Consider the following 24,867-nt stretch of genomic DNA (forward strand, 5'->3'; position numbering starts at 1 on the left):
GCCTTTGCTACATCAGGGCCCTAAGTGCATCAATACGGATAGGCAGCCAGCCACACCGCGACGTCGCGATAGGCCTGTTGGCGGACGGTGCGCCTGGACAAAAAGACGTCATGGAGGGCTCCCGGGTACCGGAACACCGCGGTACGACGGGCGAGTCCGAGGGCCCGTCGTGAGGTTTCCTCCACGTCAATCACAGCATCCGCCCGCATGAGGTCAGCGGTCCATTCGGCTTGTATTCTGGTCCGCCCGGACAGCAGAACCAGCACGGGTGCGTCGATGTTCAGCTTGCGCTCCACGGCAGCATGTCCTGCCAGAACCGCCTTGGTCCAACCGGCCCGGATGGGGAAGGAAGTGCGCGGTCGCCACACAGGGTCCAGGATCCATTCGCCGTGGGCCTCGTTACTGACGCTCTCCCAGTAGGCCGGCATGTCCGGAAACCGGAAGGGGCGCTTGGGATCCGTGCGGGCAAAAGGTTCCACCAAGTGCATGGCTATGCTGCGGACGAGGCTGCTGCCCTGAAGCTCCAGCCACGGCGAGTTCAGAACCAGGGTGCCCAAACGGCCAGGGTTACGATCCGCCCAGAGCGCGGCAATCACGCCTCCCAGCGAATGGCCCAGCATGTGGATGGTGGGTGGCGTGCTGTTATTGGTCCTCGTAGCCACATCGCGTTCGATTTCCGTCAAAGCCGCCGCAAGATCCTCATCGTAGACGCTGAGGTCCGAGGTGTAGCCGGGCGTCTGTCCCGGCAGCAGGCTTCGGCCGAATTTCCGCAGGTCCACTGCATAGAAATGAAATCCTGACGCCGTCAGATACTCGGCAAGCTCAGTCTGCAGGAAGTAGTCCGCCCATCCGTGGAGGTACAGCACAGCCCTGGGGGCTCCGGAAGGATCAGCCGGAGCAGGGCGGCGCCTGCGTTTGGTAAATGACGCAAGGAAGTCGAGAATTCCATGCGGTGCTGAGTCGGCGACTGGAGGTGCATGCCTGATCAAGGTCGCCTTAGTGGTGCCCTCTTCATCCGGCGTGAGTGGAAGTTCCATGCATTCATAGCCGTGGCCAAGAATGTCGGGTTTCCACTGTGCTGCCGATTCCCCCGCGCTGGTCATATCTCCCCTTCGTGCCGTTCTTCAGGCGCTTCGTACTGCATGAATCCCTTGATCCATCGGGCCAGACGTGCGTATGCGTCCTTGCGCACCGCCGGTGCCGACAGGAAGACGTCGTGGAGGCCGCCGTCGATGCGTTCCAGGGTGACGGTCCGTCCCAATGCCATGGCGCGCAAGGCCATGACACTGACGTCAAGGACAGCATCCGAGCGGCGCATGGATTCCTGCCACACCATGCCGTTGGCGCTGGCTGACGACGCCAGTACCAGGACTGGCATCTCCAGATTCAGGCCCCGGGCAACCTGCGAATGCCCGGCAAAGACTGCATTGAGCCATCCCGCGCGGACCGGGAATGCCAAAGGTGGCCGGTACTTTTCATCAAGGGACCATTCGCCTTCGGCGGAACTGCTGATGCTCCGGAAGTAGAAGCCCCGCTCCGGCAACCTGAGGACGGTCTTGGGACGAAGCTTTGCCACCGGCGCCACCATGGCTTGCGCAGCCCGCCGTACCAAGGAGCTGCCATGCATCTCCAGCCAGGGGCTGTCAAGGATCAGGTATTGGACCTCTGCTGGGTGGCGGCTGGCCCATAAGGCTGCCACGAGTCCTCCCGTGGAATGTCCCATTAGCGTCAAGCTGCCTGCAGGCGATCCGCCGCGGTCATGCCGGATGACCTGAACAGCCTGGTTGATTTCAGCGTCGTAGTCGATCAGATTCGCCACATATCCGCCGGGGTTTCCCGCTTGCAGGCTCCGTCCGTGATTGTGCATGTCCAGCGCGTAGAAGTCGTAGCCTTGCCCGGCCCAGAACCTGGCAAGTTCGGCATTGAAGAAGTAGTCGCTCCAGCCGTGCAGAAAAAGGACGGCGCCGTGTCGCCCGGCCATTGTGTGCCCCTGGCCGGACGGTTGGGTTCTGGGCCCTGTCCTGTGGCGGATCAGCGTGGCGTGCCGGACGACGCCGTCCGGACCTGCAGCGTCAATGTCGCAGGATTGGAAGTCCGTTCCCAGGATGTCAGCGGTCCACTCCATGGCATTAGCTTAGACACTGGCGGCGGCGTCCCGTCCCGCTGCCCTCCCGGTGAAGAGGCAGCCGCCCAGGAAAGTGCCCTCCAATGCACGGTAGCCATGAATGCCACCGCCGCCGAATCCTGCAGCTTCGCCCGCCGCGTAGAGGTCCGGTATGGCCTGCCCGCCGCTGTCCAGGACCCTGGAACGCAGATCCGTTCTGAGCCCACCCAGGCTCTTCCTGGTCAGCACGGAAAGCCGGATGGCGACCAAAGGTCCGTGGGCGGGGTCCGTCAGTCGGTGCGGGGGAGCTACCCGCATCAGTTTGTCCGTAGCAAACCGGCGTGCTGCCCTGATGGCGGCGAGTTGTGGGTCCTTGCCCAGACCGCTGGCCACTTGGCTATCCCGTGCGCGAATCAGTGATTCCAGCGAGGCGGCGTTGATCCGGGGGCTTTCCGTGAGCTGGTTCATCCGGGATGCGAGTTCTGCGGGAGCCGAGGCCTGAATGAAGTCCACTCCCTTATCCAGGAACCGCTGGATGGGAGAATCGCTGCCGGGCTTCAACCGGGATGCAAGAAGCCTGATGTCCTTGCCTGTGAGATCCGGATTCTGCTCGGATCCGGACAAGGCCAGCTCCTTGAGGGCGATGGTTCTGTTGAGGACAAACCATGAATAATCGTGGCCGGTGCCGAGTATGTGGCGCAGTGCTCCCAAGGAATCAAAGCCGGGGAAGAGGGGAGCCGGCAGCTGGTGGCCCCAGGCGTCTAGCCACAGGGACGATGGGCCGGGCAGGATGCGGATGCCGTGCTTGGGCCACACAGGATCGTAGTTATGAATACCCTCCGGGTAGTGCCACATCCTGTCGCCGTTGACCACCGACGCTCCCATGGTTTCCACAGCGGATTGGAATTCTCCGTCAACGGAAGCCGGGACGCCGCTCAGCATGTAGGTGGGTGCGTTTTCTCCGGGCCATTGGCGCCGGACCATGTCATGGTTACCGCCGATACCACCGGATGTCACCACTACAGCACCGGCGCTTGCTTCGAAACCCGCGACGGCGACCCTCGCCGTCGCAGTGCCACGCACCGCCGTCGACGGTTCCAGCACCTCACCGGAAACGCCCGTGACCTTGCCCGCCGTCGTTATCAGGGAAAGGGCACGGTGCCTGAAGTGCAGGCTTACCCGGCCGGCCTCGACGCCTTCCCGCACTTTCCCGAGGAACGGTTTCACCAGCGCTGGTCCGGTGCCCCACGTGACATGGAAGCGTGGGACAGTGTTCCCGTGTCCTTGGGGTCCGTAGCCGCCACGCTCTGCCCACTGCACCAGTGGGAAGATGCCGACGCCAAGGTTCCGGAGCCATGCCCGCTTTTCACCCGCAGCGAACTCCACATAGGCCTCGGCCCACTCCCGCGCGTTGCTATCTCCGGAGCGATCAAAGGCTGCCGACGCAAGCCAATCGGACAAAGCGAGCTCAGCGCTGTCTTTGACGCCCAGGCGCCGCTGCTCAGGAGTGTCCACCATGAAGAGGCCGCCGAAGGACCAATGCGCCTGGCCGCCAATTGATGCCTCGGGCTCCTGGTCCAGCACGGCTACTGACTTGCCGGCTGCGTAGGCGGTGGCGGCGGCAACAAGACCTGACAGCCCCGCTCCCACCACGACGATGTCTGCAACAATCCTTGGGCTCGAATGATCTGCGTCACTATTATCCAGCGGCATGCGTACATGCTAGCCCCAGTGCGGGTCACGGGTTTGGTGAGTTGTCCGTAAAGCGGAAAACTAGGACCATGCGTGTTTACCCCACATTCTTCAAGCTGGCCTTCTCCTGGATGGACGCCGAGAAGGCACACAAGATCGGCTTCCAGGGAATCCGTGCTGCCCACCGTTCGGGCGCCGGCCGGATTCTTGCCAGGATGACAGCCCCGGATGCTTCCCTTCGTACGGAGGCCCTCGGGCTGACATTTCCGTCGCCGTTTGGCCTCGCAGCCGGCTTTGACAAGGAAGGGCACGGGATCGAAGCTTTGTCCGAGCTCGGATTCGGGCACGTGGAAGTGGGCACCATTACCGGCCAGGCGCAGCCCGGCAACGAGAAGCCACGCCTGTTCCGATTGATTGAGGACCGTGCGGTCATCAACCGTATGGGATTCAATAACGACGGCGCTGCTTCCGTAGCGCCGCGGCTCAAGTCCGCACGGGCTGCTTTACAAAGGCAGCACCCGGACGTTCGGCCGATTATCGGGGTTAACATCGGCAAGACCAAGCTGGTTGAACTCGACGACGCCACCGAGGATTACCTGGTCAGCGCACGCAGCTTGGCGCCCGCTGCCGATTATCTGGTGGTCAACGTCAGCTCGCCCAACACGCCGGGACTTCGGCTTCTGCAAAATGTGGAGACATTGCGTCCGCTGTTGCGCGCAGTAGGAGATGCTGCCGATGAGTCCGCTGGGCGGCATGTTCCTCTGTTGGTCAAGATCGCGCCGGACCTCTCTGATGACGACATCGACGACGTCGCGAAGCTTGCGCTGGATCTCAAGCTTGATGGCATCATCGCCACCAACACCACCATTTCCCGTGAAGGGCTGGCGTCGGACAACGTGAAGGTTGCCGCACTGGGTGCCGGGGGCCTCTCGGGAGCTCCCCTTAAGGAGCGTTCCCTCGAAGTCCTTCGGCGACTCAAGTCAGCGGTGGGTGATGAGCTGGTACTCATCGCCGTCGGTGGCGTGGAGACTGCCTCGGATGTCCAGGATCGACTGGATGCAGGGGCAACCTTGGTGCAGGGTTACACAGCTTTCCTCTACGAGGGGCCCTTCTGGGCTTCCCGCATCAACAAGGGTCTCCTGAAAAGTCGTCGACGCTCGCCCCGCCAGTAACTGCTTCCCAACAGAAAACCCCGGACCGATGGTCCGGGGTTTCTCGTTTTTTGAAGGTCTGAAGGCTGTTAGGCGGGGTATTCTCCGCGCTTTACCTGCGGCTTGGGGAGGCGGAGCTTCCGGAACTGAAGGGCACGCATGCATCCGTACCAGACCGAGCCACGTTCAACTTCGCCAAACTTTTCCGTGAGGCGCTTCCGAAGCTTGCGCGACAGGATGAAGACGTCCACGAAGACCGCGAGGAACATGATCCAGAAACCCACCAGGACGTAGCTGATACCTGCGCTGGTGGGCGGGATGATCAGGGAGATCACCACGAACAGCAAAGCGCCAAACATCAGGTATTCGCCCAGGCTGAACCGCGCGTCCACGTAGTCGCGCGTGTATCGCTTCTGGGGACCCTTGTCCCGGAGAGGCAGGAACTTCTCATCACCCGTGTCCAGCGCCTGCCGCATTTTCTGCCGCTGGTCCTGGATGGCTACCCGCTCTGCCGCCTTTGAAGCCTTGCGGTCGTTGGGCACCAAGGGGCGCTTGCGGGCCGCTTCCTGGTCCTTCCGCTTGGGCGTAGGGGTGCCCTTTCCCGCACCCGGCTCCGGGGTGGCGGCGTAGGCCTGGTCTACTACTGATTGAGCGCTGGGCTCTTCCTTTTTGCGTCCGAACACCCCTACAGAATACCCCGCAGCGAGGTGGCGCAGGTTACGTGCCCCATGCCGTGAGTCCGCCTCCGGGCCCTGCCTGCCCCGGCCTCCGGAGACGCGACGGTAAAGTGTGGGCCATGACTTCAGCACATGCGGACAACCCGCAGAACAGGCAACGGCACTCCGGCTCCACCCCCGTCGAGGCGCTGACCCGAGCGGTCAACGATTCCTTTGAGGCCACGATGGCTTCCCTCAAAGACCTGGTCAGTATCCCCGGCATAGCGTGGCCCAGCTTCGACCCCAAGCAACTTGATCTCAGCGCCGAAGCGGTCTCTTCGCTGGCTAAGGCCGCCGGTATGGAGGACGTCCGGATCCTGCGGTGCGACAAAGCCGACGGTACCCCCGGTGGTCCTGCCGTCGTCGCCCGCCGCCCTGCCGCTGAGGGCAAGCCAACCATCCTGCTGTACGCGCACCACGACGTGCAGCCGCCGGGGGATCGTAACCTCTGGAAATCGGAACCTTTTGTCGCCGAAGAGAGGGACGGCAGGCTGTATGGCCGCGGTGCGGCTGACGACAAGGCAGGCATCATGGCCCACCTGGCGGCTTACAGCGCCGTAACCAAGGTGCTGGGAAACGACTTTGGCCTGGGCGTGACGTTCTTCTTCGAGGGAGAAGAGGAGGCCGGATCACCCACCTTCCGGGCGTTCCTTGAGGAGCACCAGGAACTCTTGCGGGCAGATGTGATCGTGGTGGCCGACTCCAGCAACTGGAAGGTAGGGGTGCCCGCCCTGACCACCAGCCTTCGCGGTCTGGTGGACGGTACGTTTGAAGTGCGCGTTCTGGACCACGCCGTACACTCCGGTATGTTTGGCGGCCCGGTGCTCGATGCTCCCACGCTCTTGTCCCGGTTGATAGCTACCCTTCACGATGACGACGGCAACGTGGCCGTTGCCGGCCTGGTGGGCCGCGACGACGTAGCGGTGGACCTCACCGAAGCGGACTACCGGGCCGACGCGTCAGTGCTCGACGGCGTGAAGCTGGCAGGAAGCGGAACCATCGCCTCCCGTCTCTGGACCAAGCCGTCATTGTCCATTATCGGCATGGACGTCCCGGCCGTGGACGTCGCTTCCAACACCCTTATTCCCGCTGCCCGGGCGAAATTCAGCATGCGGCTTGCACCGGGGCAGGATCCGGACGCGGCAATGGATGCCCTCAGGCAGCATGTCGAAGCCAAGGCACCGTTCGGCGCCAAGGTGACGTTCACTCCGGGGGAGCGGGGCAACGCGTTCTCCACCGATACGTCCTCCGCTGCTGCAAGGGTGGCGCTCTGGGCGCTGGGGGAGTCCTGGGGCGTGGAGCCGGTGGAAATGGGCATTGGCGGTTCCATCCCCTTCATTGCAGACCTTCTGGAGATGTACCCCGCCGTCCAGATTCTGGTGACCGGAGTTGAAGACCCCGATTCCCGAGCGCACAGTGCCAACGAATCGTTGCACATCGAAGACTTCCGCCACGCAGTGCTGGCTGAATCCCTAATGCTTGCCCGCCTGAATGCCGAAGGTTTGACGGACTAAGCTGCAACGGCGCGCCGGGAACAACCAAATGCTGTCTGTGGTTACGTCAGGAGTTATAGCTAAGCGTCTGTGCGACGTAGCATTAGCTATAACCCGTACGTAATTGGGTAAGGGCAGGCAGCGTTCCGGCGCGGCCTCCAAGAGCTTCATAAGAAGGTAGGCCAATGAGCACTGCAACCAACGAAAACAGCACCGGAGCACAGGTCGTCTCCAACGACGAACTGCCCACGCACGAGGTCAATCTGACCGATGTCGCCGCAGGCAAGGTCCGCAGCCTCCTGGAACAGGAAGGGCGCACCGACCTTCGGTTGCGCGTTGCAGTCCAGCCTGGGGGATGCTCCGGCCTGATCTACCAGCTTTACTTCGACGAGCGCATGCTTGACGGAGACGCAGTCCGTGACTACGACGGTGTTGAAGTCGTCGTAGACAAGATGAGCGTTCCTTACCTCAGCGGTGCCAGCATCGACTTCGAGGACACCATTTCGAAGCAGGGCTTCACCATCGATAACCCGAACGCCGGCGGGTCTTGCGCCTGCGGTGATTCGTTCCACTGATGTGAGCCATCGCCGCATGTCGGCGCCACTCCGGACGTGTTTAAAACCGATCGGAGCCACGGCGCTGACATGTGCGCGAAAACCGCTTGATAGCGGTAAGCTCTACATCGGGTAGTAAAACTTTTAGTGTGCCCGGTGAGCCTTCGGCCTGCCGGGAGACAGCAACAAGAGGAAGGGCCGTCTGTGAGTTCGCAGAACCGAACCGGCAGCCGACGCATAAAGATCACATCGATCACTGGCTTGGCACTAGCCGGCGCGTTGGTTTTGACCGGATGTTCACCAGAGGTAGAGAAGGGTTGGCTGCCTACAGAGCGCGGCACGACCAACCACACTGACCGGATCATGGACCTCTGGGTCAACTCATGGATCGCCGCCTTGGCAGTCGGTATCATCACGTGGGGCCTTCTGGTCTGGTGCATCATTGCCTACCGTCGCCGCAAGGGCACCACGGGATTCCCCAAGCAGCTCAGCTACAACCTGCCGCTCGAGGTCTTCTACTTGACCATCCCGCTGTTCATGGTTCTGGTGTTCTTCTACTTCACCGATCAGGACCAGCGCGCGATCGATGACCGGTCGCAGCCTGCCGACGTCGTTGTTGACGTCCGCGGCAAGCAGTGGGCCTGGGACTTCAACTACAAAAAGGGTGAGGTCATCAATGAGGACCTCCACGAAGCCGGCGTTCAGGCTCACCTGACCGGCAACGAGGTCAACAAGGAACTCCTCCCCACCCTGTACTTGCCGGTGGGCAAGTCCGTGGACCTGGAGCTGAATTCCCGCGATGTCATCCACTCGTTCTGGGTTCCCGCCTTCCTTCAGAAGCGCGACATGATCCCGGGCAAGACGAACTACATCAGGTTCACCCCCACCAAGGAGGGCACCTTCGATGGCAAGTGTGCCGAACTCTGCGGTGAATATCACTCCGAAATGCTGTTCCGCGTCAAGGTGGTCTCCGAGTCTGAGTTCCAGGCCCACATGGATCAACTCCGCCAGGATGGCAACACGGGCCTGCTCGGTGCGGAATACGACCGCAATCCGAACCTGAACGAAAAGTAAGGGGAGCGACGTGGCTACTTACACTCAATCCGCCGGGACCCTTGAGGCTCCCGTAGTTCCTAAGTCCAAGGGACGCATCGTCGTCAACTGGATCACCTCGACGGACCACAAGACCATCGGGTACATGTACCTGATTGCGTCCTTCGTGTTCTTCTGCCTCGGTGGCGTCATGGCGCTGCTGATCCGCGCCGAATTGTTCGAACCCGGCATGCAGATCCTGCAGACCAAAGAGCAGTACAACCAGATGTTCACGATGCACGGCACCGTGATGCTCCTGATGTTTGCAACTCCTCTGTTCGCCGGCTTTGCCAACGTGATCATGCCGCTGCAGATTGGTGCTCCGGACGTTGCCTTCCCGCGTTTGAACGCCCTGGCATTCTGGTTCTTCCTCTTTGGCTCCACCATCGCCGTCTCCGGGTTCATTACGCCCCAAGGTGCAGCCTCCTTTGGCTGGTTCGCTTACGCGCCGTTGTCCAACACGACGTTCAGTCCGGGTGTCGGTGGTGACCTCTGGGTCTTCGGCCTGGCGCTCTCCGGTTTCGGAACCATCCTTGGCGCGGTCAACTTCATTACCACCATCATTTGCATGCGTGCTCCGGGCATGACCATGTGGCGTATGCCGATCTTCACGTGGAACACGCTGGTTACGGCAATTCTGGTTCTGATGGCCTTCCCGCCGCTGGCAGCTGCACTCTTCGCTCTTGGCGCCGACCGCCGCTTTGGTGCGCACATCTTTGATCCCGAAAACGGCGGCGCCGTTCTCTGGCAGCACCTCTTCTGGTTCTTCGGCCACCCTGAGGTTTACATCATCGCCCTGCCGTTCTTCGGTATTGTTTCCGAGATCTTCCCGGTCTTCAGCCGCAAGCCGATCTTTGGTTACAAGGGCCTTGTTTACGCAACGATCGCCATTGCCGCCCTGTCCGTCACGGTATGGGCTCACCACATGTATGTGACCGGTTCGGTGCTGCTTCCGTTCTTCGCCTTCATGACCATGTTGATCGCGGTTCCCACGGGTGTTAAGTTCTTCAACTGGATCGGTACTCTGTGGCAGGGTTCCATCACTTTCGAGACCCCCATGCTGTGGAGCATCGGCTTCCTGGTGACGTTCCTCTTCGGTGGCCTGACCGGCATCATCCTGGCCTCCCCGCCGCTGGACTTCCACGTCTCGGATTCCTACTTCGTGGTGGCCCACTTCCACTACGTGGTGTTCGGCACCGTGGTGTTCGCCATGTTCGCAGGCTTCTACTTCTGGTGGCCCAAGTGGACCGGAAAGATGCTCAACGAGCGTCTTGGTAAGATCCACTTCTGGCTTCTGTTCCTGGGTTTCCACGGCACGTTCCTCATCCAGCACTGGCTGGGTGTTGAAGGTATGCCGCGCCGCTACGCCGACTACATGCCGCAGGATAACTTCACGTGGATGAACCAGTTCTCCACCATCTCTTCCTTCGTCCTGGGTGCTTCTCTGTTGCCGTTCTTCTGGAACGTCTACATCACCTGGCGGAGCAACAAGAAGGTTGAAGTTGATGACCCGTGGGGCTTCGGTGCTTCGCTGGAATGGGCGACGTCCTGCCCGCCGCCGCGCCACAACTTCACTTCCTTGCCCCGTATCCGCTCCGAGCGCCCGGCGCTGGACCTGCACCACCCTGAGTTGGCCCAGGTTCACACTGCCGAAGCTCCGTCACCCGCAGCAGCCGTTTTGGGTAACGCCGACCAGAGGGACGTCCGCTCATGAAAATCGAATCGTGGCTCTTCGGAGCTGGTGTGTTCTTCTTTGTTCCCGTAGCCATTGCTTATGGCTTCCTGACCGAATGGTCTGAGTGGGTAGGCGTCCTGGGGATTCTTCTGGTTGGCGGCCTCGCCGGCATGATCGGTGCTTACCTTGGTTTCACCGGCAAGCGCATTGGCATGCGCCCAGAGGACCGTCCCGACGCCGAAGTCCACGAGGGCGCAGGCGAACAGGGGCACTTCAGTCCTTGGAGCTGGTGGCCCCTGGTTCTTGGCCTTGCATGTGCCGGCGGTTTCCTCGGCCTGGCTATTGGCTTCTGGGTGACCTACGTCGCCGGCGGGCTGGCCCTTGTTGCCTTGGTTGGCTGGGTCTTCGAATACAGCCGTGGCGACCACGCACACTAGATAATCACTAATACGATCGATGGGCCCCACCTCCAGGTGGGGCCCATCGTCGTTAAGTCACGCCTATGTCATGGCTCTGCTGGAATTGTGCCTCAGCGGGCCTCAGTGGCCTCAAGAACGGCCGATAGGGCATTGAGAGCACTCTTGACCCCGGCGGCGGTCTGATCGTCTCTGAGTGCCTCGGGTGCCACCCCCAGGAAAACTTCGCACCCGTGCCCGAAGTCTTCTGTCATTACTTCCAGCAGCGAACGGGCATCCACAGGCCGGCCATCCTTCTTGCGGATGGTCACTGGCAGGCCCGTGTCGGTGACAGCGCGGACAAACACCGCCGCAGCCCGTGCATGCAATCCGATTTCGGCGCCAACGACGGCCCTCTGCTCCGGCAAGCCAACTCCTTTGTTATGACGGACTCTCCGTCAGAAAATGATCCATACAAGCGTAGCGGGCGCTTGCATTCCTGTTCCACATCGCCGGCGGGTGGTCTAGACCTGCAGTGGCACTGAATTATCCTTGAAGTATGACTCACTTGCTGGACCATCGCTGTGGCTGAGGCATCAAGCATCGCCGGCGATATCGACCGCACCAGCGGTACCCCCATCTACGTCCAGCTGCGGGAGATACTGCGGGCATTCATTGCACAGTCGTGCCCTCCGGGATCTGCCTTGCCGTCTGAACGGGACCTGTCTGACCGATTCGGACTGGCACGCATGACCGTGCGTCAGGCCATCGATGCCCTGGTGGGCGAGGAAGTAATCGAGCGCGTGGTGGGGCTCGGAACATTCGTCCGCAAGCCCAAACTGGATCTCCAAGTGAAGCTGACCTCCTACAGCGAGGAGATGCAGCGCCGTGGCATGGTGCCTGCCGCCAAGGTTCTGAGCTTTGAGCAGATCGCTGCCAGTGCATTCCTTGCCCGTGAACTCCAAATGGAAGAGGGCACGCCGCTGGTTCGGTTCAGACGGTTGCTGCTGGCAGACAACGAGCCCATGAGTGTTGATGAGAACTTCATTCCTGCCCACCGGGTCCCTGGACTCCTCGATGAAGCACCTCCGACGTCCCTCTACAACGTGCTGAGCGAACGGTTCGGCTTGGTCATGGAGTGGGGTGAGGACATGATTGAGGCCACCGCCGCATCACCCTCCACTGCCAGATTGCTGAATGTCGACGTCGGGTCACCCTTGCTCAAGATTCAACGCCATGCCTTTGTTGCCCGTGCAATGGTGGACTATTCCGTCTCCTACTACCGCGCCGATCGCTACAAACTATGGGTTCCACTGCAGCGTCCAGGTGTTCGTCCCACCCGGAACTACTCCTCGGGATATCGCACCCAGTAGGGGCCGTTGGAACCCGCGACGCATAGACGCATAAGGGAGGGGCCCGATCCTATGGATCGGGCCCCTCCCTTATGCTGTGTGCTTGGTGCTAGTGGCTCAGGCTCTTCTGGTCTTCACCAGCTGCGATGGCCTCGTGGTGGCCATGAGCATGTGCGGCCTCAAGTTCCGCCGGCGTTGCCGGGGCAACACGGTCCTCGAAGAACCACTTGGAGAGTGCGGCGCGGCGCTTCTCCTTCCGCGTGACAACGCCGTGTTCGTTCGGTTCGGCCGGCAGGGGAGCCAGAGATTCGAATCCAACGAGCTTGTAGCGCTTGTACTCGTCCAGCGGAGCGTGGACCTCAATGAACTCACCGTGGGGGAGCCGGACAATCCGGCCCGTCTCACGGCCGTGCAGGGCAATTTCACGGTCCTTGCGCTGGAGGGCCAACGCAATGCGCTTGGTCACGATGAAGGCAATGACCGGGCCGATGAAGAACAGCGTCCGCAGCCAGTAAGTGACATCGTTCAGCGACACGTGGAAGTGCGTTGCAATGAGGTCGGAACCTGCAGCTGCCCACATCACGCAGTACCACGTGAAGCCTGCGACGCCGATGGCTGTGCGGGTAGGAGCGTTGCGCGGACGATCAAGAACGTGGTGCTCGCGGTTGTCCTTGGTGATCCAGCGTTCGATCCACGGGTACATGAACAGCACGGTGAAGATGATGCCTGCCGGCACAAGAGCGGGCAGGAGAACGTTCAGCGTCAGCGTGCGCCCAAAGATGATCCATTCGAAGTGGAAGTCATTGATGACACCCGGCATAAGGCGGAGGGCACCATCGACGAAACCGATGTACCAGTCAGGCTGGGTACCAGCGGAGACCGGCGAGGGATCGTATGGACCGTAGTTCCAGATCGGGTTGATTGTGAATGCCGCTGCCATGAGCGCCAGCACGCCGAAGACGATGAAGAAGAATCCACCGGCCTTTGCGGCGTAAACCGGACCAAGGGGGTAGCCAACGACGTTGCCGTCGTTGCGGCCCGGGCCGGGGTACTGGGTGTGCTTGTGGACAACCACCATGAACAGGTGAATGACGATCATCAGGAGGATGAGGGCCGGAACCAGGAGGATGTGCAGGACATACAGTCGGCCGATGATGGCCGTGCCCGGGAATTCTCCACCGAAGAGGAAGAAGGAGGTGTATGTACCGATCACCGGAATCGACTTGATGACGCCGTCGATGATGCGCAGGCCGTTGCCGGACAGCAGGTCATCGGGGAGGGAGTAGCCGGTGAAGCCGGCTGCCATGGCGAGGATGAGCAGTACGCCACCCACAACCCAGTTCATTTCGCGGGGCTTGCGGAAAGCACCCGTGAAGAAAACGCGCAGCATGTGGACACCCAGTGATGCTACGAACAGCAGTGCAGCCCAGTGGTGTACCTGGCGCATGAACAGACCGCCGCGGACATCGAAGGAGATGTTCAGCGACGAGCTGTAGGCAACAGACATTTCGACGTTGTACAGCGGTGTGTACGAACCCTGGTAGTGGGTCTCCGCCATGGACGGATCAAAGAAGAAGGTCAGGAAGGTACCTGACATCAGCAGGATGACGAAGGAGTACAGCGCCACCTCACCGAACATGAACGACCAGTGGTCGGGGAAGACCTTCCGGCCGAACTCGCGCAGGATGCCGGAGCCACCCACACGCTCGTCCACGAAGTTGGTGAAACTACCAACCTTGGTCTTCGGAACGAAGGGGGCTTCAGCTGTTGATGAGGCGCTCATGCTCGTCACGCTCCCAGTAACTCGGTCCTACAGGTTCTCTGAAGTCGCTGGTTGCGACGAGGTAGCCCTCTGCGTCAACTGCAATGGGCAGCTGGGGGAGCGGACGGCTTGCCGGCCCGAAGATGACCTTGCATTCCTGCGTGAGGTCAAACGTGGACTGGTGGCAGGGGCACAGAAGGTGGTGGGTCTGCTGCTCGTAGAGAGCAACAGGGCAACCGACGTGCGTGCAGATCTTGGAGTAAGCAACGATGCCGTTGTAGCTCCAGCTTTCGCGGCCCTCGGAGGGGTTCAACGAGTTCGGGTCCAGGCGCATCAGCAGAACCACGGCCTTGGCCTTCTCGTTCAGCTTGCCTTCGTGGAGTTCGTTGAGGCCCTCAGGGATCACGTGGAAGGCCGAACCAATGGTGACGTCCGAGGCCTTGATGGGGGTGCCATCGGGGTCGCGGGTCAGGCGCTTGAGCTTGCCGCCCTCGGGTGCCCACATGGTGTGCGCCAGAGCCTTGTCCGGACGCGGACCCAAGTCACCAAAGATGGCGAGAGCCGGGAGCGGAGCAAGCGCAACGGCACCAAGAAGGGTGTTGCGGATCAGCGGGCGACGCTTGATGCCGGTTTCCTCGACGATGTCGTCGACGATGCGCACAGCTGCCTGGCGATCTTCTTCTGTGCGGATAGCGTGACGCTCTTCAGACACTTCGTGATCGGGCATCAGGGCCTTGGCCCAGTGCACGATGCCGGTGCCGATACCCAGCATTGCGAACGCCGTGCCGAGTCCCAGAAGAAGGTTCTGGGTGCGGATGGTCGCAATGGTGGTGTCGTCGCCAAGGTCGATGGCAAAGTATGCCACCAGGAAGACCAGCGTACCGATGACGGAGGTGCCAAACAGAATGGCTACCTGACGCTCGGCGCGTTTTGCGGCTACCGGGTCCGTGTCAGCCAGGCGCAAACGATGCGGAGGAAGACCAGGATCCTGGAACTTCTCCACCTCATTCTGACCAGCCGTAGCTACGGTGCCCGAGTGGTTCGGACTGCCGTCACTATGGTTGCCCATAATTCGCCTCATCCTTCTCTCGTTGTCTCGACCGGGGCCGAGTTATTTTCAGTTTCAAACTGCTGACCGTGCAGCAGAAGTTTTCTTGTGTCCGGAACTAGGACGTGCGGGACGTCAGCCAGATCGTGAAAGCGATGATGACTCCCAAGCCGGCAACCCAGACGAAGAGGCCTTCAGAGACCGGGCCGAGGGAGCCCAGGTCAGCGCCACCGGGCGAACCGTTGGCTTCGATGGTCTTCAGGAAGGTGATGATGTCGCGCTTGTCTTCAGGGGTGATGTTGGAGTCATTGAAGACGGGCATGTTCTGCGGACCCGTAGCCATGGCCTCGTAAATGTGCTCTGCGCTCACACCCGCCAACGCCGGGGCGAATTTGCCGCGGGTCAGCGCACCGCCAGCAGCGGCTGCGTTGTGGCACATGGCGCAGTTGACGCGGAAGAGTTCGCCACCGTTGGCTGCATCTCCCTTGCCATCGAGGAGGTGTTCCTCGGGAATGGCGGGGCCGGCGCCGAGGGACGCAACATAGGCAGCGAGCTGCTTGGTCTGCTCCTCGTTGAACTGGGCGGGCTTCTGCTGGGCCTGCGGTCCGCTCATCTGCATGGGCATACGACCGGTACCAACCTGGAAGTCAACCGCAGCAGCGCCCACGCCGACCAGCGAGGGGCCGTCCTGGGTTCCGCTGGCACCCATGCCGTGGCAAGTGGCGCAGTTGGCGGCAAAGAGCTTGCCGCCTTCTTCTACGTCACTGGCGCTGAAGCTTGTGGTGTCGGCCTTGGCCTGGTTGACAGTTGTGGCAACGGCGTAGAGCCCACCAGTGAGGAGGAGGCCCATCAACAGCAGCGCAATGGCTGCCAGTGGGTGACGTCGCTTCTGCGAGAGTGCCTTCACGTGGTGGTTCCTTTATTCGATCCTGCGTCGGCTCCGCGAGCCGCTTCTTGAAATTCTGCCTCTTGTAGAAAAAGAGTCAAAGCCGGGCTTACTTGAGGACGTAGATGACCAGGAAGAGGCCGATCCACACGACGTCAACGAAGTGCCAGTAGTACGAGGTGACGATCGCCGACGTCGCTTCAAAGTGCCCGAACTTCTTGGCTGCGAACGCGCGGCCAATGATGAACAGGAACGCAATCAGACCGCCGATGACGTGGAGGCCGTGGAAGCCCGTTGTCATGTAGAAGGCGGAGCCGTAGGCGTTGGACGACAGGGAAACGTGCTCGGAAACGAGCATTGCGTATTCCGTGGTCTGTCCAGCAACGAAGAAGGCACCCATGATGAAGGTGAGGACAAACCATTCAGTCATGCCCCAGCGGGTGAATTGGAGCGGACCGCCGGTACGGCGGGGTTCGAGCCGCTCGGCGGCAAAGACGCCCATCTGGCAAGTAAACGAACTTGCCACAAGGACGATGGTGTTGACGAGCGCAAACGGGAAGTTGAGCTTGGCCGTCTCCTCGGCCCACATCAGTCCGGATGTGGAGCGCAGGGTGAAGTACATGGCAAAGAGGCCGGCGAAGAACATCAACTCACTGGACAGCCAAACAACGGTTCCAACAGAAACCAGATTGGGGCGGTTCAGCGTCGGGTGCGCCGGGGTACTGGGGGCATGGGTCGCAGATGTCACAAGGACATTATGTCTGTAAAAGTCCAGACTTCCCAATGCAAACCACCGATTCGGGAGACTTTTTCTACAAAGACGCGAAATCGCGCGGAAAAGTTCCCGGCCTCGTTCACATTGGTCATCGGCATGGCTGGCTGGATAGCATCAGTGAGTGACTTCTCCGGCATCGGCTCCTGCAACCAGCAATACCTGGCCAGGACTCATCTCAGCACTGATCAACGGCGACGACCTTGCAGTGGGCAACACAGAGTGGGCAATGAACACCATCATGTCCGGTGAGGCAACGCCGGCTCAGATTGCAGGGTTCCTGGTGGCGCTCCGGGCCAAGGGCGAAACGGTAGAGGAACTGGCCGGTCTGGTAGAGGCGATGGTCCAGCACGCCAATCCCATTGAGATCTCCGGCGAGAAGCTGGACATCGTTGGAACCGGCGGTGACCGACTCAACACAGTGAACATTTCCACCATGGCAGCCCTTGTAGCGGCCGGGGCGGGTGCCAAGGTGGTGAAGCACGGGAACAGAGCTGCATCGTCAACATCGGGTTCCGCTGACGTCCTTGAAGCCCTGGGAGTTCGCCTGGACCTGTCAATAGAGCGGGTAGCCAGGAACGCCGAGGAAGCGGGAATCACCTTCTGTTTTGCGCAGGTCTTCCACCCGTCATTCAGGCATACCGCGGTCCCGCGGCGTGAACTTGCCGTTCCCACGGCGTTCAATTTCCTCGGACCAATGACCAATCCTGCACACGTCCAGGCCTCTGCTGTCGGAGTTGCCAATGCCCGCATGGCACCCTTGGTGGCAGGAGTCCTTGCCCGCCGCGGAAGCCGCGGGCTGGTGTTCCGCGGCGACGACGGACTGGACGAGCTCACCCCGACGGGTCCATCCACCGTCTGGGAGATCAGGAACGGCGGAGTTACCGAGCAGGTGTTCTCTCCCGCTCAGCTGGGAATCACACCGTCCACCGTGGCCGATCTTCGCGGGGGTGACGCTGCCGCGAATGCCCAAGTGGTCCGCGAGATCCTCGCTGGTAAGGGCGGGGCCGTGCGGGATGCCGTACTGCTGAATGCCGCTGCCGGATTGGTGTCTGTTGATCTTCACGCGGACGGAAGCCTTGTGGAACGGATGCGCGCCGCCTTCGATCGGGCAGCCGAATCGATTGACTCCGGAAAAGCTGGCGAAGTCCTCGCCAAGTGGACGGCACTCAGCAGGAGTTAGCCTCCGAAGGTACCGCGTCCAGGCATACGCCCGGGATTACTCGAATCCCAGCGCGAAAGCTGCGTCCAGATCATGCTGTGAGTATGCACGGAAAGCGATGTGCGTGGTGGTGTGGACCACTGAAGCAACCTTTGAAAGCCGGTCGGCAATAACGTCCGCGAGTTCCTCGTGCTTCGTCACCCGGGCTACCGCAATCAGATCCCATTCGCCCGTGACGGAATAGACCTCACTGATGCCTTGGATAGCCGAGATCTGCTCGGCGGTCTCCGGGATGCGTGAGGCATCGGTCTTGATCAGGACGAAAGCGGTGATCACGTGGGGCCTTTCCGGAAAAGCTGCGTTGCGGACTGTTCTCAGCGTAGTGCATCCATGGGACAGCGGACCTGATCACACCCGGCGTTGCCGCTTCCGCGATGCGCGCACCACCAAGGCAACCAGAGCGCGGTATCCGACGAGGAATACTCCCAGGCTGATCAACGCCACAATGATGAAGGGCAGGACCACCGTCTGGCCGGTGGCAGCCCGCAGCAGCATCCCGACCAGCACCGATCCGAGCCAAATGCAGACGCCGGAGGGCCACACCGCCAAGGGTGAGCGCCACGCCCTCACTGCCAACCATGCGATGGCGGCTCCGGCGAGGAATGGCCATGCCGTCATGAAAGCTCCGGAGACGATGTCTCCGCGGGCGTGGGCGTCACGGCCGATGGCGGCGAAGACAAGAATCAACAGGAGGTCGGCTCCGGCCGCAGGAATCCACAATCTGGAGGATGAAAGCATGCTCCTGACACTATCCAACCCGTGACCCCCGCGCGAAGTCAGGTGGGTATACCCGGCCCCTTGCAAGCAGCGGCGGTGGCGTCCACGATGTTTGGCAAGTGGCCAGGCGGGACAAACAGCGTGGAGGAAGCCATGAGATTCATTCAGGTGGCCCAGCGGGCCGAGGACCTCAAGAGGGCAGCTGCTTTTTACTCAGCGCTCCTGGGTGTTGAGCCCAGAGCCCTTTTCGACCCTCCGGGCTTGCTGTTCTTTGAGATCGATGGTGTCCGTCTGCTGCTGGAAAAGGGCGCTCCGTCATCCCTCATTTATTTCGAGGTTGCTGATCTCCACGGAACCGTGGCCTCACTGCGGAATCGGGGCGTCAGGATCATCGCTGATGCACGGATGATCTACGCGCATGAGGACGACACCCTGGGGCCACCGGATTCCGAAGAGTGGATGGCCTTTATTGAGGACAGCGAAGCCAACACTGTGGGGTTGGTCAGCCGGATACGAACTGCGGGGCACTAGCCCGGGGTGCTTCAGCAGCCCGGCGATTGGTGCCGCCATCCGGGCAGGCGGATTCGTCGTCGTCGTGCGTTGTGTCTGTGTTCGTGCGGTACTAGCCTCGGTCAGGGGACATGCGGTCCCCGGCGATCCCGGAGGAATGGCTGATGCAGAAGATTTCCACGTGTTTATGGTTCGACGGGCAGGCGGCCGAGGCCGCGGAGTTCTACACCTCGACGTTCGACAATTCATCCATGGGACAAACGATGCAAGGGCCGGACGGCAAGGCCCTCACTGTCGAGTTCGAGATCGAGGGCCGGCAGTTCATGGGACTCAATGGCGGTCCGGTGTTTACGTTCAACGAGGCTGTCTCACTGGTGGTGAACTGTGACTCCCAGGAGGAAGTGGACAGGTACTGGGACGCTTTGCTGGTGGGGGGAGAAGAGAGCCAGTGCGGTTGGCTTAAGGACAAATTTGGTTTGTCGTGGCAGATCGTCCCCACGGCCATGTCCGGACTCCTGGCTGGACCGGACCCGGCAGGCTCCCAGCGCGCAATGGAAGCCATGCTGAAGATGCGCAAACTGGACATTAACGCCCTCCAAAAGGCCTACGACGGCGACTAGAAATTCGGGGGACAGGCGCCATGTGGCGCTGTTAGCATGGCGGCACGGTGAAGTGCGCATGCACCACACAACCATGAGGAGAATCCACCAATGACAACCCGCCTCAACCCCTACATCTCATTCCGGGACAACGCCCGGGAAGCCATCACCTTCTATGAATCCGTCTTTGGCGGAGAGCTGAACATCAGCACTTTTGGTGACTATCAGGCAAGCCAGGATCCGGCGGAAGCCGACAAGGTGATGCACTCCATGCTGGAAACGCCAGGTGGGTTGACCCTTATGGCCGCGGATACGCCCAACGGCATGGAATACAACCCCGGTGACAACGTGTCCGTGTCGCTGAGCGGCGAATCGGCTGATGAAGCCGAGCTGCGTGGCTACTGGGAGAAACTCGTCGACGGCGGTACGGTCACCGTGCCGCTCGAAGCGGCACCGTGGGGTGACATCTTCGGGATGTGCGTGGACAAGTTTGGAATCGCGTGGCTGGTGAACATCGCTGGTGCACCACAAGAACAGTAGCCACTGTCCAGTGTGATTACCCCGACGAATGCCCTGCCCTGTTTCCCGGGCGGGGCATTCGTTTTCCTTGAATCAGACAATGCGCCGGCCATCCGGCGTCAACCTTTGACCCATATGCTTGGGCGTACGCAACACGAGGGAACGGTCCATTATCTCGGCGAACGGCAACCGTTCACCGAGTTGCCGTTCAAGGACCGTCATGTCTTCTACGCGGCGGAGCCACACATTCATCAGGATGGAGTAGAGCCCTCCCGTCGTAGCGACCAGTCGCATCTCTTCCAGGCCCACCAGCTTCGCAGCAACGTTTTCGACCTCAGTGGCCGGAACCCTGAGAAAGTACCAGACCGCCACGGGCCACGGCGTGTATGTACGCGCTACTTCCAACCTCAGGACGAGGCGTTTGCCGGCCATAACGGTGGCCAGCGCGTTCTTGGCGATGGATGGGGAGACGCCCAGCTCCTCGGATATCCGGGAGAGGGAGGCCCGTGCGTCAATGCGCAGGATATCGACGACTCCTTGTTCCACGGCCGCTGAAACTCCTCTCTGTGGGGCGGCTGCATGGGGAAGGCTCATCTCAAGCTGCTGGATTTCCCGTTCGGGCAGGGAACGTAACCTCCACCGCTGCGCATCGGCCAGAAGCCTGATGCCCCGGTGGGTGCGGGTGCTGGTTATTCCGGACACTGCGGGCAGTCGGTCCAGGACGAACCTTCCAAGATCTGCATCGGTTGAGCACAAGAGTGTCACCACCAGATCCCTGCCTCCTGCGGTCTGGTCGATGGTGAGAACCTCGTCGTCGCGGGCGAGATCTTCGGTCACAGAAGCGATGCTGGACGGTGCACAGGCTATCTCCACGATTGCTCCGGTGTACTTCGCCCCGGGGCCCCTGTAGGACGTAATCCACGCAAGCCCTGACTCCTGGAGAGCGTTCCAGCGTCTTGCGAGTGTGACTGCGTCTGCCCCAACTACAGGCGCCAAGGCCGCCCATGGTGCCCGGGGGCGGAGCTGAAGTGCGTGCAGAAGGCGAAGATCCCGCTCGTCGAGATCATAATCCTGCATTGATCGCCCCCATTTCGCGGAAAGCCTGCACCGTGAGTGTATTCAACCATTTGCTGCCTACGTTTGGCCCGCCCCAGACTCCTTGAAAGGCAGCCATGTCGCCCAAAGCCGCGTCCTTAGATGATCACGCCCACGAAATGCAGGACGACTCGCAGCTGGTTGACTTGGTGCGCTCTGGCCATCTTGCCTCCTTCGAGGAGCTGTACAGGCGGCACTACGCAGTGGCCCGATATGTGGCGCGTGCAGAATCCGACAACTCCGACGAAGCCGAGGATATTGCAGCGGAAGCATTCGCCAGCGTCCTCAAGTCTTTGTGTGCGGGTGGGGGACCCAGGGAATCCTTTCAGGCCTACCTGACTACCACCGTGCGGCGTACGGCTTACCGCAGAAACCTTCAGGGGCGGAGGACTGCAACCTTGGGATACGGCAGCATGATGGACGTCCTGGTATTGGACGAGGACGTGACCATCAAGGCGTTCGAAACAACGATCCTGATGCGTGCTTTCCGTACGCTGCCGTTACGGTGGCGTGCCGTTCTCTGGTGCGTTGACGTGGAGGGCCTGAAGCCTGCTGCGACGGCACGTGTGATGGAACTGAGTCCGAACGGAGTCTCGGCACTGTTGATCAGGGCGCGGGAGGGCCTGCGGCAGGCGTACCTTCAAGAACACGTCGCTGAATCGCCCAATGACTCTTGCACGGACTTCTCGCGGCACTTGGGCAAATTTGTCCGTAACGCCGTACGCAAAGCTGCACGCGATCGTGTGGCGCGCCATGTTGCGGCCTGCCGAAGCTGCGCAGAGGCGTTGAGGCACCTTGAGGACGTCCACTCGGCCATGGAAGGAAGTTCCAGTCGGCAGGATCGCCGGAAGGCATTCGGCTAGCGCGACCTTTGGTTCCTTGTTAGTATGTCAGGACAAACTAATGAAAGGGACTGAAATGCCTCTTGTTCGAATCGACGTCAACGAAGGCAGAAGCCCTGAAGAGCTTGCAAGGCTGAGCCGCTGCATCCACGATGCCATCATTGCCGAGTATGGGATTCCGGAACGTGACTATTTCCATATCGTCACCGAGCATGCCGTTGGCCAGATCGTGGCCCAGGATGCGGGATTGGGATTCGAGCGGACAGATGGTGTGGTGATGATTCAGATCTTCACTCAGGAAGGCCGGGGCCGGGTTGCCAAAGAGGAGCTCTATGCTGCCATCGCAGCGAGCCTGGCCGGCGCTGGCGTCGCTGGCGAAGATGTCTTCCTTGGATACGTTGAAAACAGTGCCAGCGACTGGTCCTTCGGCTTTGGCCGGGCCCAATATCTCACTGGCGAACTGGCCGTACCGGCAAAATAGTCCTGCCCGGCGCGCTCTGCAGGGGCTCTCTTTTGTGATTCTCCGCAGGGACTACGTTTCGTTGTAAATATGTCAGTACAAACCTTTGACAGGACATGAATTGTGGTGCAGAGTAGTGGTTGTGGCCCCGCTCACGTGCGGTCCATCCAGGCACCGGAGCTCTCAATGTCCCGGCAGAGTTCACTACAGAAAGGTCCGCGATCACCGTGACCCACGAACTGCTCACGATCGGGCGCATCAGCGTTGATATCTACCCGAATGACATTGGAGTGGACCTGGAGGACGTGACGTCCTTCGGCAAGTACCTCGGAGGCTCGCCCTCCAACGTGGCCGTCGCCGCTGCGCGCCACGGCCGACGCACGGGTGTCATCACCCGCACTGGTGATGATGCTTTCGGCAGCTACCTTCATCGCGAACTGCACAAGTTTAATGTTGATGATTCGTTCGTGGCCCCGGTCCGGGAATACCCAACTGCTGTAACGTTCTGTGCGATCAAGCCCGCAACCGACGAGTTTCCGCTCTACTTCTACGGGCGGTTCCCTACGGCGCCGGACCTGCAGATCAAAGCCGCTGAATTGGACCTGGATGCCATCAGGAACGCAGGAATCTTTTGGTCAACTGTGACCGGCCTCTGTCAGGAGCCCAGCCGCAGTGCGCATATCGCCGCGCATCAGGCACGTCCCCGGACTGGCCTGAAGGAAGGTCAGTTCACCATCCTGGACCTGGATTACCGCCCCATGTTCTGGGCCTCCGAAGAGGAAGCCCGCGCAGAGGTCGCCAAAATCCTCCCGCATGTCACTGTTGCCATAGGCAATGACAAGGAGTGCGCTGTAGCCGTAGGTGAGGGCACACCCGACGAACAGGCGGATCGTTTACTGGCGGCCGGCGTCGAGATCGCCGTTGTGAAGCTTGGCGCGGAAGGCGTCATGGCCAAAACACGCACCGAGCGGGTCGTGTCTGCGCCCGTCCCGGTGGAGACTGTCAATGGATTGGGCGCCGGTGACTCTTTCGGCGGCGCCTTCTGCCACGGACTCTTGTCCGGCTGGCCGCTATCCGAGGTTCTGGATTACGCCAACGCTTCGGGAGCAATCGTGGCCTCTCGTCTTTCGTGCGCGGATGCGATGCCGACGCCGGATGAGGTCACCTCGCTGCTCGCCGAACGTGGCCGGCCCATCCCCGGCGCAACGCTTGCATCGTCCACCCTTGCAGAAGGAGCAGTGCGTTGAGCCTCAACGATGACCCCCGCCGCTACGAGCACTTGAGCCGGATCAGGCTGGAGGACCCCGAGGCCGTGGCCCGCGCTGCAGCCACCCGCCGCAAGCATCCGGGCCTGAAGCACGGCACCCAGAACTTCATCGTCGCGGCCGACCACCCGGCACGCGGAGCACTGTCCGTCGGCTCGGAACCGATGGCGATGGCAGACCGCCGCGACCTGCTGGACCGGCTGCAGATCGCCTTGGCCAACCCGGCAGTGGACGGCATCCTGGCATCGCCGGACATCATGGACGATCTCCTGCTCCTGGGCGCGTTGGAAGGCAAGCTGGTGTTCGGTTCCATGAACCGGGGAGGACTGGCCGGCCTGGTGAACGAGTTCGATGACCGTTTCACCGGGCACACGGCAGCAGCTTTGCAGGCTCTCGGTGCCGATGGCGGCAAAATGCTGACGCGGATCTGCCTGGGCGACCCGGACACCGTGGCAACACTCGAAGCAACGGCCAAGGCCATCGATTCGCTGGCCGAACGCAAGCTCATCGCCATGGTGGAACCCTTCCTCTCCATTCGTGATTCCCACGGCAAGGTCCGCAACGATCTCCGCGCTGACGCTGTCATCAAGTCCGTTGGCATCGCCGAGGGCCTGGGCTCCACCAGTGCCTACACATGGATGAAACTGCCGGTGGTGGATGAAATGGAACGTGTCATGGCCTCCACCACGCTGCCCACTGTGCTGCTGGGTGGGGACCCCACGGGGACCCAGGATGAAGTTTTCGCCAGCTGGCAAGCGGCCCTGGCCTTGCCAGGCGTTCGCGGCCTGACTGTCGGGCGAACTTTGTTGTACCCGCGTGACGGCGACGTAGCAGGCGCCGTTGCGACGGCCGCTTCGCTGCTGAAGAACACTGCGCCCGAGCAGGACGCTGCTGTTGAGCGCACCTTGTCAGACCGCATCCCCGTGAAAGTATCGGAGTAAAGACC

General features: G+C 61.2%; 27 protein-coding genes. 15 read left to right on the top strand and 12 right to left on the bottom strand.

The window, feature by feature from the left end; translation table 11 throughout:
- Positions 1–29 precede the first annotated feature (29 nt).
- Genes BLW08_RS06885 through BLW08_RS06895 form a run of 3 tightly spaced genes read right to left on the bottom strand, consistent with a single transcriptional unit; the run spans position 30 to position 3,817 of the window.
- A complete protein-coding gene (locus tag BLW08_RS06885; protein ID WP_091324064.1) occupies positions 30–1,103 on the bottom strand; it encodes an alpha/beta hydrolase in 1,074 nt (357 codons plus the stop codon).
- On the bottom strand, positions 1,100–2,125 hold the full coding sequence (locus BLW08_RS06890; protein WP_091324066.1) for an alpha/beta hydrolase: 1,026 nt from the start codon (positions 2,123–2,125) through the stop codon (positions 1,100–1,102). The genes BLW08_RS06885 and BLW08_RS06890 overlap by 4 nt, the downstream gene beginning before the upstream one ends.
- Before the next feature lie 9 nt (positions 2,126–2,134).
- A complete protein-coding gene (locus tag BLW08_RS06895) occupies positions 2,135–3,817 on the bottom strand; it encodes an FAD-binding dehydrogenase (protein WP_091324067.1) in 1,683 nt (560 codons plus the stop codon).
- A 68-nt stretch (positions 3,818–3,885) separates the two neighbouring features.
- Here BLW08_RS06895 and BLW08_RS06900 point away from each other — a divergent pair, with 68 nt between their 5' ends.
- Complete coding sequence (locus tag BLW08_RS06900; RefSeq protein ID WP_091324068.1) at positions 3,886–4,968, top strand: quinone-dependent dihydroorotate dehydrogenase; 1,083 nt, start codon at positions 3,886–3,888, stop codon at positions 4,966–4,968.
- A gap of 68 nt (positions 4,969–5,036) precedes the next feature.
- Here the strand turns inward: BLW08_RS06900 and BLW08_RS06905 are convergent, their stop codons facing one another.
- Complete coding sequence (locus BLW08_RS06905) at positions 5,037–5,630, bottom strand: DUF3043 domain-containing protein (RefSeq protein ID WP_090821580.1); 594 nt, start codon at positions 5,628–5,630, stop codon at positions 5,037–5,039.
- A 113-nt stretch (positions 5,631–5,743) separates the two neighbouring features.
- Between BLW08_RS06905 and BLW08_RS06910 the strand changes: the two genes are divergently transcribed.
- The 5 genes from BLW08_RS06910 (at position 5,744) to BLW08_RS06930 (ending at position 10,914) form a co-directional block, all read left to right on the top strand.
- Positions 5,744–7,177: a dipeptidase gene (locus BLW08_RS06910; protein WP_091324070.1), complete on the top strand. Its 1,434-nt coding sequence runs from the start codon at positions 5,744–5,746 to the stop codon at positions 7,175–7,177.
- Between the two features lie 164 nt (positions 7,178–7,341).
- A complete protein-coding gene (locus BLW08_RS06915) occupies positions 7,342–7,731 on the top strand; it encodes a HesB/IscA family protein (RefSeq protein ID WP_090821577.1) in 390 nt (129 codons plus the stop codon).
- A gap of 183 nt (positions 7,732–7,914) precedes the next feature.
- Positions 7,915–8,784, top strand: a complete 870-nt coding sequence (gene coxB / locus BLW08_RS06920) for an aa3-type cytochrome oxidase subunit II (protein ID WP_090821575.1) — start codon at positions 7,915–7,917, stop codon at positions 8,782–8,784.
- A 10-nt stretch (positions 8,785–8,794) separates the two neighbouring features.
- Complete coding sequence (gene ctaD, locus BLW08_RS06925) at positions 8,795–10,516, top strand: aa3-type cytochrome oxidase subunit I (protein WP_090821573.1); 1,722 nt, start codon at positions 8,795–8,797, stop codon at positions 10,514–10,516.
- A complete protein-coding gene (locus tag BLW08_RS06930) occupies positions 10,513–10,914 on the top strand; it encodes a cytochrome c oxidase subunit 4 (protein ID WP_090821571.1) in 402 nt (133 codons plus the stop codon). Before ctaD ends, BLW08_RS06930 begins: the two co-directional genes overlap by 4 nt.
- A gap of 92 nt (positions 10,915–11,006) precedes the next feature.
- Here BLW08_RS06930 and BLW08_RS06935 read toward each other — a convergent pair whose 3' ends face one another.
- The gene (locus BLW08_RS06935) at positions 11,007–11,300 is read right to left on the bottom strand and encodes an HPr family phosphocarrier protein (RefSeq protein ID WP_091324072.1); all 294 of its coding nucleotides are present in this window, start codon (positions 11,298–11,300) and stop codon (positions 11,007–11,009) included.
- Positions 11,301–11,456: 156 nt separating this feature from the next.
- Between BLW08_RS06935 and BLW08_RS06940 the strand changes: the two genes are divergently transcribed.
- The gene (locus BLW08_RS06940; protein ID WP_090821567.1) at positions 11,457–12,245 is read left to right on the top strand and encodes a GntR family transcriptional regulator; all 789 of its coding nucleotides are present in this window, start codon (positions 11,457–11,459) and stop codon (positions 12,243–12,245) included.
- 88 nt (positions 12,246–12,333) lie between these two features.
- On the opposite strand, the gene BLW08_RS06945 is transcribed toward BLW08_RS06940, so the two are convergent.
- The 4 genes from BLW08_RS06945 to BLW08_RS06960 all read right to left on the bottom strand — a co-directional run bounded on the left by BLW08_RS06945 (position 12,334) and on the right by BLW08_RS06960 (position 16,668).
- Positions 12,334–14,007 carry a cytochrome bc1 complex cytochrome b subunit gene (locus BLW08_RS06945; RefSeq protein ID WP_090821566.1) on the bottom strand — a complete coding sequence of 558 codons (1,674 nt, stop codon included), beginning with the start codon at positions 14,005–14,007 and terminating at the stop codon, positions 12,334–12,336.
- Positions 13,985–15,055, bottom strand: a complete 1,071-nt coding sequence (locus tag BLW08_RS06950; RefSeq protein ID WP_018777679.1) for a cytochrome bc1 complex Rieske iron-sulfur subunit — start codon at positions 15,053–15,055, stop codon at positions 13,985–13,987. Before BLW08_RS06950 ends, BLW08_RS06945 begins: the two co-directional genes overlap by 23 nt.
- Positions 15,056–15,152: 97 nt before the next feature.
- Complete coding sequence (locus BLW08_RS06955) at positions 15,153–15,941, bottom strand: cytochrome bc1 complex diheme cytochrome c subunit (RefSeq protein WP_090821564.1); 789 nt, start codon at positions 15,939–15,941, stop codon at positions 15,153–15,155.
- A gap of 88 nt (positions 15,942–16,029) precedes the next feature.
- A complete protein-coding gene (locus BLW08_RS06960; protein WP_090821562.1) occupies positions 16,030–16,668 on the bottom strand; it encodes an aa3-type cytochrome oxidase subunit III in 639 nt (212 codons plus the stop codon).
- A gap of 148 nt (positions 16,669–16,816) precedes the next feature.
- On the opposite strand from BLW08_RS06960, the gene trpD reads away from it, so the two are divergent.
- Positions 16,817–17,875, top strand: a complete 1,059-nt coding sequence (trpD, locus tag BLW08_RS06965; RefSeq protein WP_091324074.1) for an anthranilate phosphoribosyltransferase — start codon at positions 16,817–16,819, stop codon at positions 17,873–17,875.
- A gap of 36 nt (positions 17,876–17,911) precedes the next feature.
- On the opposite strand, the gene BLW08_RS06970 is transcribed toward trpD, so the two are convergent.
- Both BLW08_RS06970 and BLW08_RS06975 read right to left on the bottom strand, forming a co-directional pair.
- Positions 17,912–18,190: an Lrp/AsnC family transcriptional regulator gene (locus tag BLW08_RS06970; protein ID WP_090821559.1), complete on the bottom strand. Its 279-nt coding sequence runs from the start codon at positions 18,188–18,190 to the stop codon at positions 17,912–17,914.
- 72 nt (positions 18,191–18,262) lie between these two features.
- On the bottom strand, positions 18,263–18,652 hold the full coding sequence (locus BLW08_RS06975) for a DUF3054 domain-containing protein (protein ID WP_091324076.1): 390 nt from the start codon (positions 18,650–18,652) through the stop codon (positions 18,263–18,265).
- 132 nt (positions 18,653–18,784) lie between these two features.
- On the opposite strand from BLW08_RS06975, the gene BLW08_RS06980 reads away from it, so the two are divergent.
- From BLW08_RS06980 to BLW08_RS06990, 3 genes are all read left to right on the top strand, one after another.
- Positions 18,785–19,162, top strand: a complete 378-nt coding sequence (locus BLW08_RS06980) for a VOC family protein (RefSeq protein ID WP_091324505.1) — start codon at positions 18,785–18,787, stop codon at positions 19,160–19,162.
- Between the two features lie 143 nt (positions 19,163–19,305).
- Positions 19,306–19,761 (top strand): VOC family protein, encoded by a 456-nt coding sequence (locus tag BLW08_RS06985; protein WP_091324077.1) that lies wholly within the window; start codon positions 19,306–19,308, stop codon positions 19,759–19,761.
- 90 nt (positions 19,762–19,851) lie between these two features.
- Entirely contained in the window at positions 19,852–20,280 is a 429-nt protein-coding gene (locus tag BLW08_RS06990) for a VOC family protein (protein WP_090821552.1), read from the top strand.
- Positions 20,281–20,352: 72 nt separating this feature from the next.
- On the opposite strand, the gene BLW08_RS06995 is transcribed toward BLW08_RS06990, so the two are convergent.
- Positions 20,353–21,336 carry an Lrp/AsnC family transcriptional regulator gene (locus BLW08_RS06995; protein WP_091324079.1) on the bottom strand — a complete coding sequence of 328 codons (984 nt, stop codon included), beginning with the start codon at positions 21,334–21,336 and terminating at the stop codon, positions 20,353–20,355.
- A gap of 95 nt (positions 21,337–21,431) precedes the next feature.
- Between BLW08_RS06995 and BLW08_RS07000 the strand changes: the two genes are divergently transcribed.
- The 4 genes from BLW08_RS07000 (at position 21,432) to BLW08_RS07015 (ending at position 24,862) form a co-directional block, all read left to right on the top strand.
- Positions 21,432–22,217: an RNA polymerase sigma factor gene (locus BLW08_RS07000; protein ID WP_091324080.1), complete on the top strand. Its 786-nt coding sequence runs from the start codon at positions 21,432–21,434 to the stop codon at positions 22,215–22,217.
- Positions 22,218–22,272: 55 nt separating this feature from the next.
- Positions 22,273–22,677, top strand: a complete 405-nt coding sequence (locus tag BLW08_RS07005; RefSeq protein ID WP_090821546.1) for a tautomerase family protein — start codon at positions 22,273–22,275, stop codon at positions 22,675–22,677.
- 206 nt (positions 22,678–22,883) lie between these two features.
- Positions 22,884–23,903 carry a 5-dehydro-2-deoxygluconokinase gene (gene iolC, locus BLW08_RS07010; RefSeq protein ID WP_091324506.1) on the top strand — a complete coding sequence of 340 codons (1,020 nt, stop codon included), beginning with the start codon at positions 22,884–22,886 and terminating at the stop codon, positions 23,901–23,903.
- Positions 23,900–24,862 carry a Cgl0159 family (beta/alpha)8-fold protein gene (locus BLW08_RS07015; protein ID WP_091324082.1) on the top strand — a complete coding sequence of 321 codons (963 nt, stop codon included), beginning with the start codon at positions 23,900–23,902 and terminating at the stop codon, positions 24,860–24,862. Before iolC ends, BLW08_RS07015 begins: the two co-directional genes overlap by 4 nt.
- Positions 24,863–24,867: the final 5 nt, after the last annotated feature.

It is taken from the genome of Arthrobacter sp. cf158, assembly GCF_900106835.1.
Lineage (GTDB): Bacteria > Actinomycetota > Actinomycetes > Actinomycetales > Micrococcaceae > Arthrobacter.

What these genes read in the sequence shown, in the direction of transcription:
- BLW08_RS06930 (WP_090821571.1), top strand. Translation starts at nt 10,513, where the DNA reads ATGAAAATCGAATCGTGGCTCTTCGGAGCTGGTGTGTTCTTCTTTGTT.
- BLW08_RS06900 (WP_091324068.1), top strand. Translation starts at nt 3,886, where the DNA reads ATGCGTGTTTACCCCACATTCTTCAAGCTGGCCTTCTCCTGGATGGAC.
- BLW08_RS06915 (WP_090821577.1), top strand. Translation starts at nt 7,342, where the DNA reads ATGAGCACTGCAACCAACGAAAACAGCACCGGAGCACAGGTCGTCTCC.
- BLW08_RS06980 (WP_091324505.1), top strand. Translation starts at nt 18,785, where the DNA reads ATGAGATTCATTCAGGTGGCCCAGCGGGCCGAGGACCTCAAGAGGGCA.
- BLW08_RS06995 (WP_091324079.1), bottom strand. Translation starts at nt 21,336, where the DNA reads ATGCAGGATTATGATCTCGACGAGCGGGATCTTCGCCTTCTGCACGCA.
- BLW08_RS06945 (WP_090821566.1), bottom strand. Translation starts at nt 14,007, where the DNA reads ATGAGCGCCTCATCAACAGCTGAAGCCCCCTTCGTTCCGAAGACCAAG.
- BLW08_RS06985 (WP_091324077.1), top strand. Translation starts at nt 19,306, where the DNA reads ATGCAGAAGATTTCCACGTGTTTATGGTTCGACGGGCAGGCGGCCGAG.
- BLW08_RS06885 (WP_091324064.1), bottom strand. Translation starts at nt 1,103, where the DNA reads ATGACCAGCGCGGGGGAATCGGCAGCACAGTGGAAACCCGACATTCTT.
- BLW08_RS06890 (WP_091324066.1), bottom strand. Translation starts at nt 2,125, where the DNA reads ATGGAGTGGACCGCTGACATCCTGGGAACGGACTTCCAATCCTGCGAC.
- BLW08_RS06990 (WP_090821552.1), top strand. Translation starts at nt 19,852, where the DNA reads ATGACAACCCGCCTCAACCCCTACATCTCATTCCGGGACAACGCCCGG.
- BLW08_RS06910 (WP_091324070.1), top strand. Translation starts at nt 5,744, where the DNA reads ATGACTTCAGCACATGCGGACAACCCGCAGAACAGGCAACGGCACTCC.
- BLW08_RS07005 (WP_090821546.1), top strand. Translation starts at nt 22,273, where the DNA reads ATGCCTCTTGTTCGAATCGACGTCAACGAAGGCAGAAGCCCTGAAGAG.
- BLW08_RS06895 (WP_091324067.1), bottom strand. Translation starts at nt 3,817, where the DNA reads ATGCCGCTGGATAATAGTGACGCAGATCATTCGAGCCCAAGGATTGTT.
- BLW08_RS06950 (WP_018777679.1), bottom strand. Translation starts at nt 15,055, where the DNA reads ATGGGCAACCATAGTGACGGCAGTCCGAACCACTCGGGCACCGTAGCT.
- BLW08_RS06975 (WP_091324076.1), bottom strand. Translation starts at nt 18,652, where the DNA reads ATGCTTTCATCCTCCAGATTGTGGATTCCTGCGGCCGGAGCCGACCTC.
- BLW08_RS07000 (WP_091324080.1), top strand. Translation starts at nt 21,432, where the DNA reads ATGTCGCCCAAAGCCGCGTCCTTAGATGATCACGCCCACGAAATGCAG.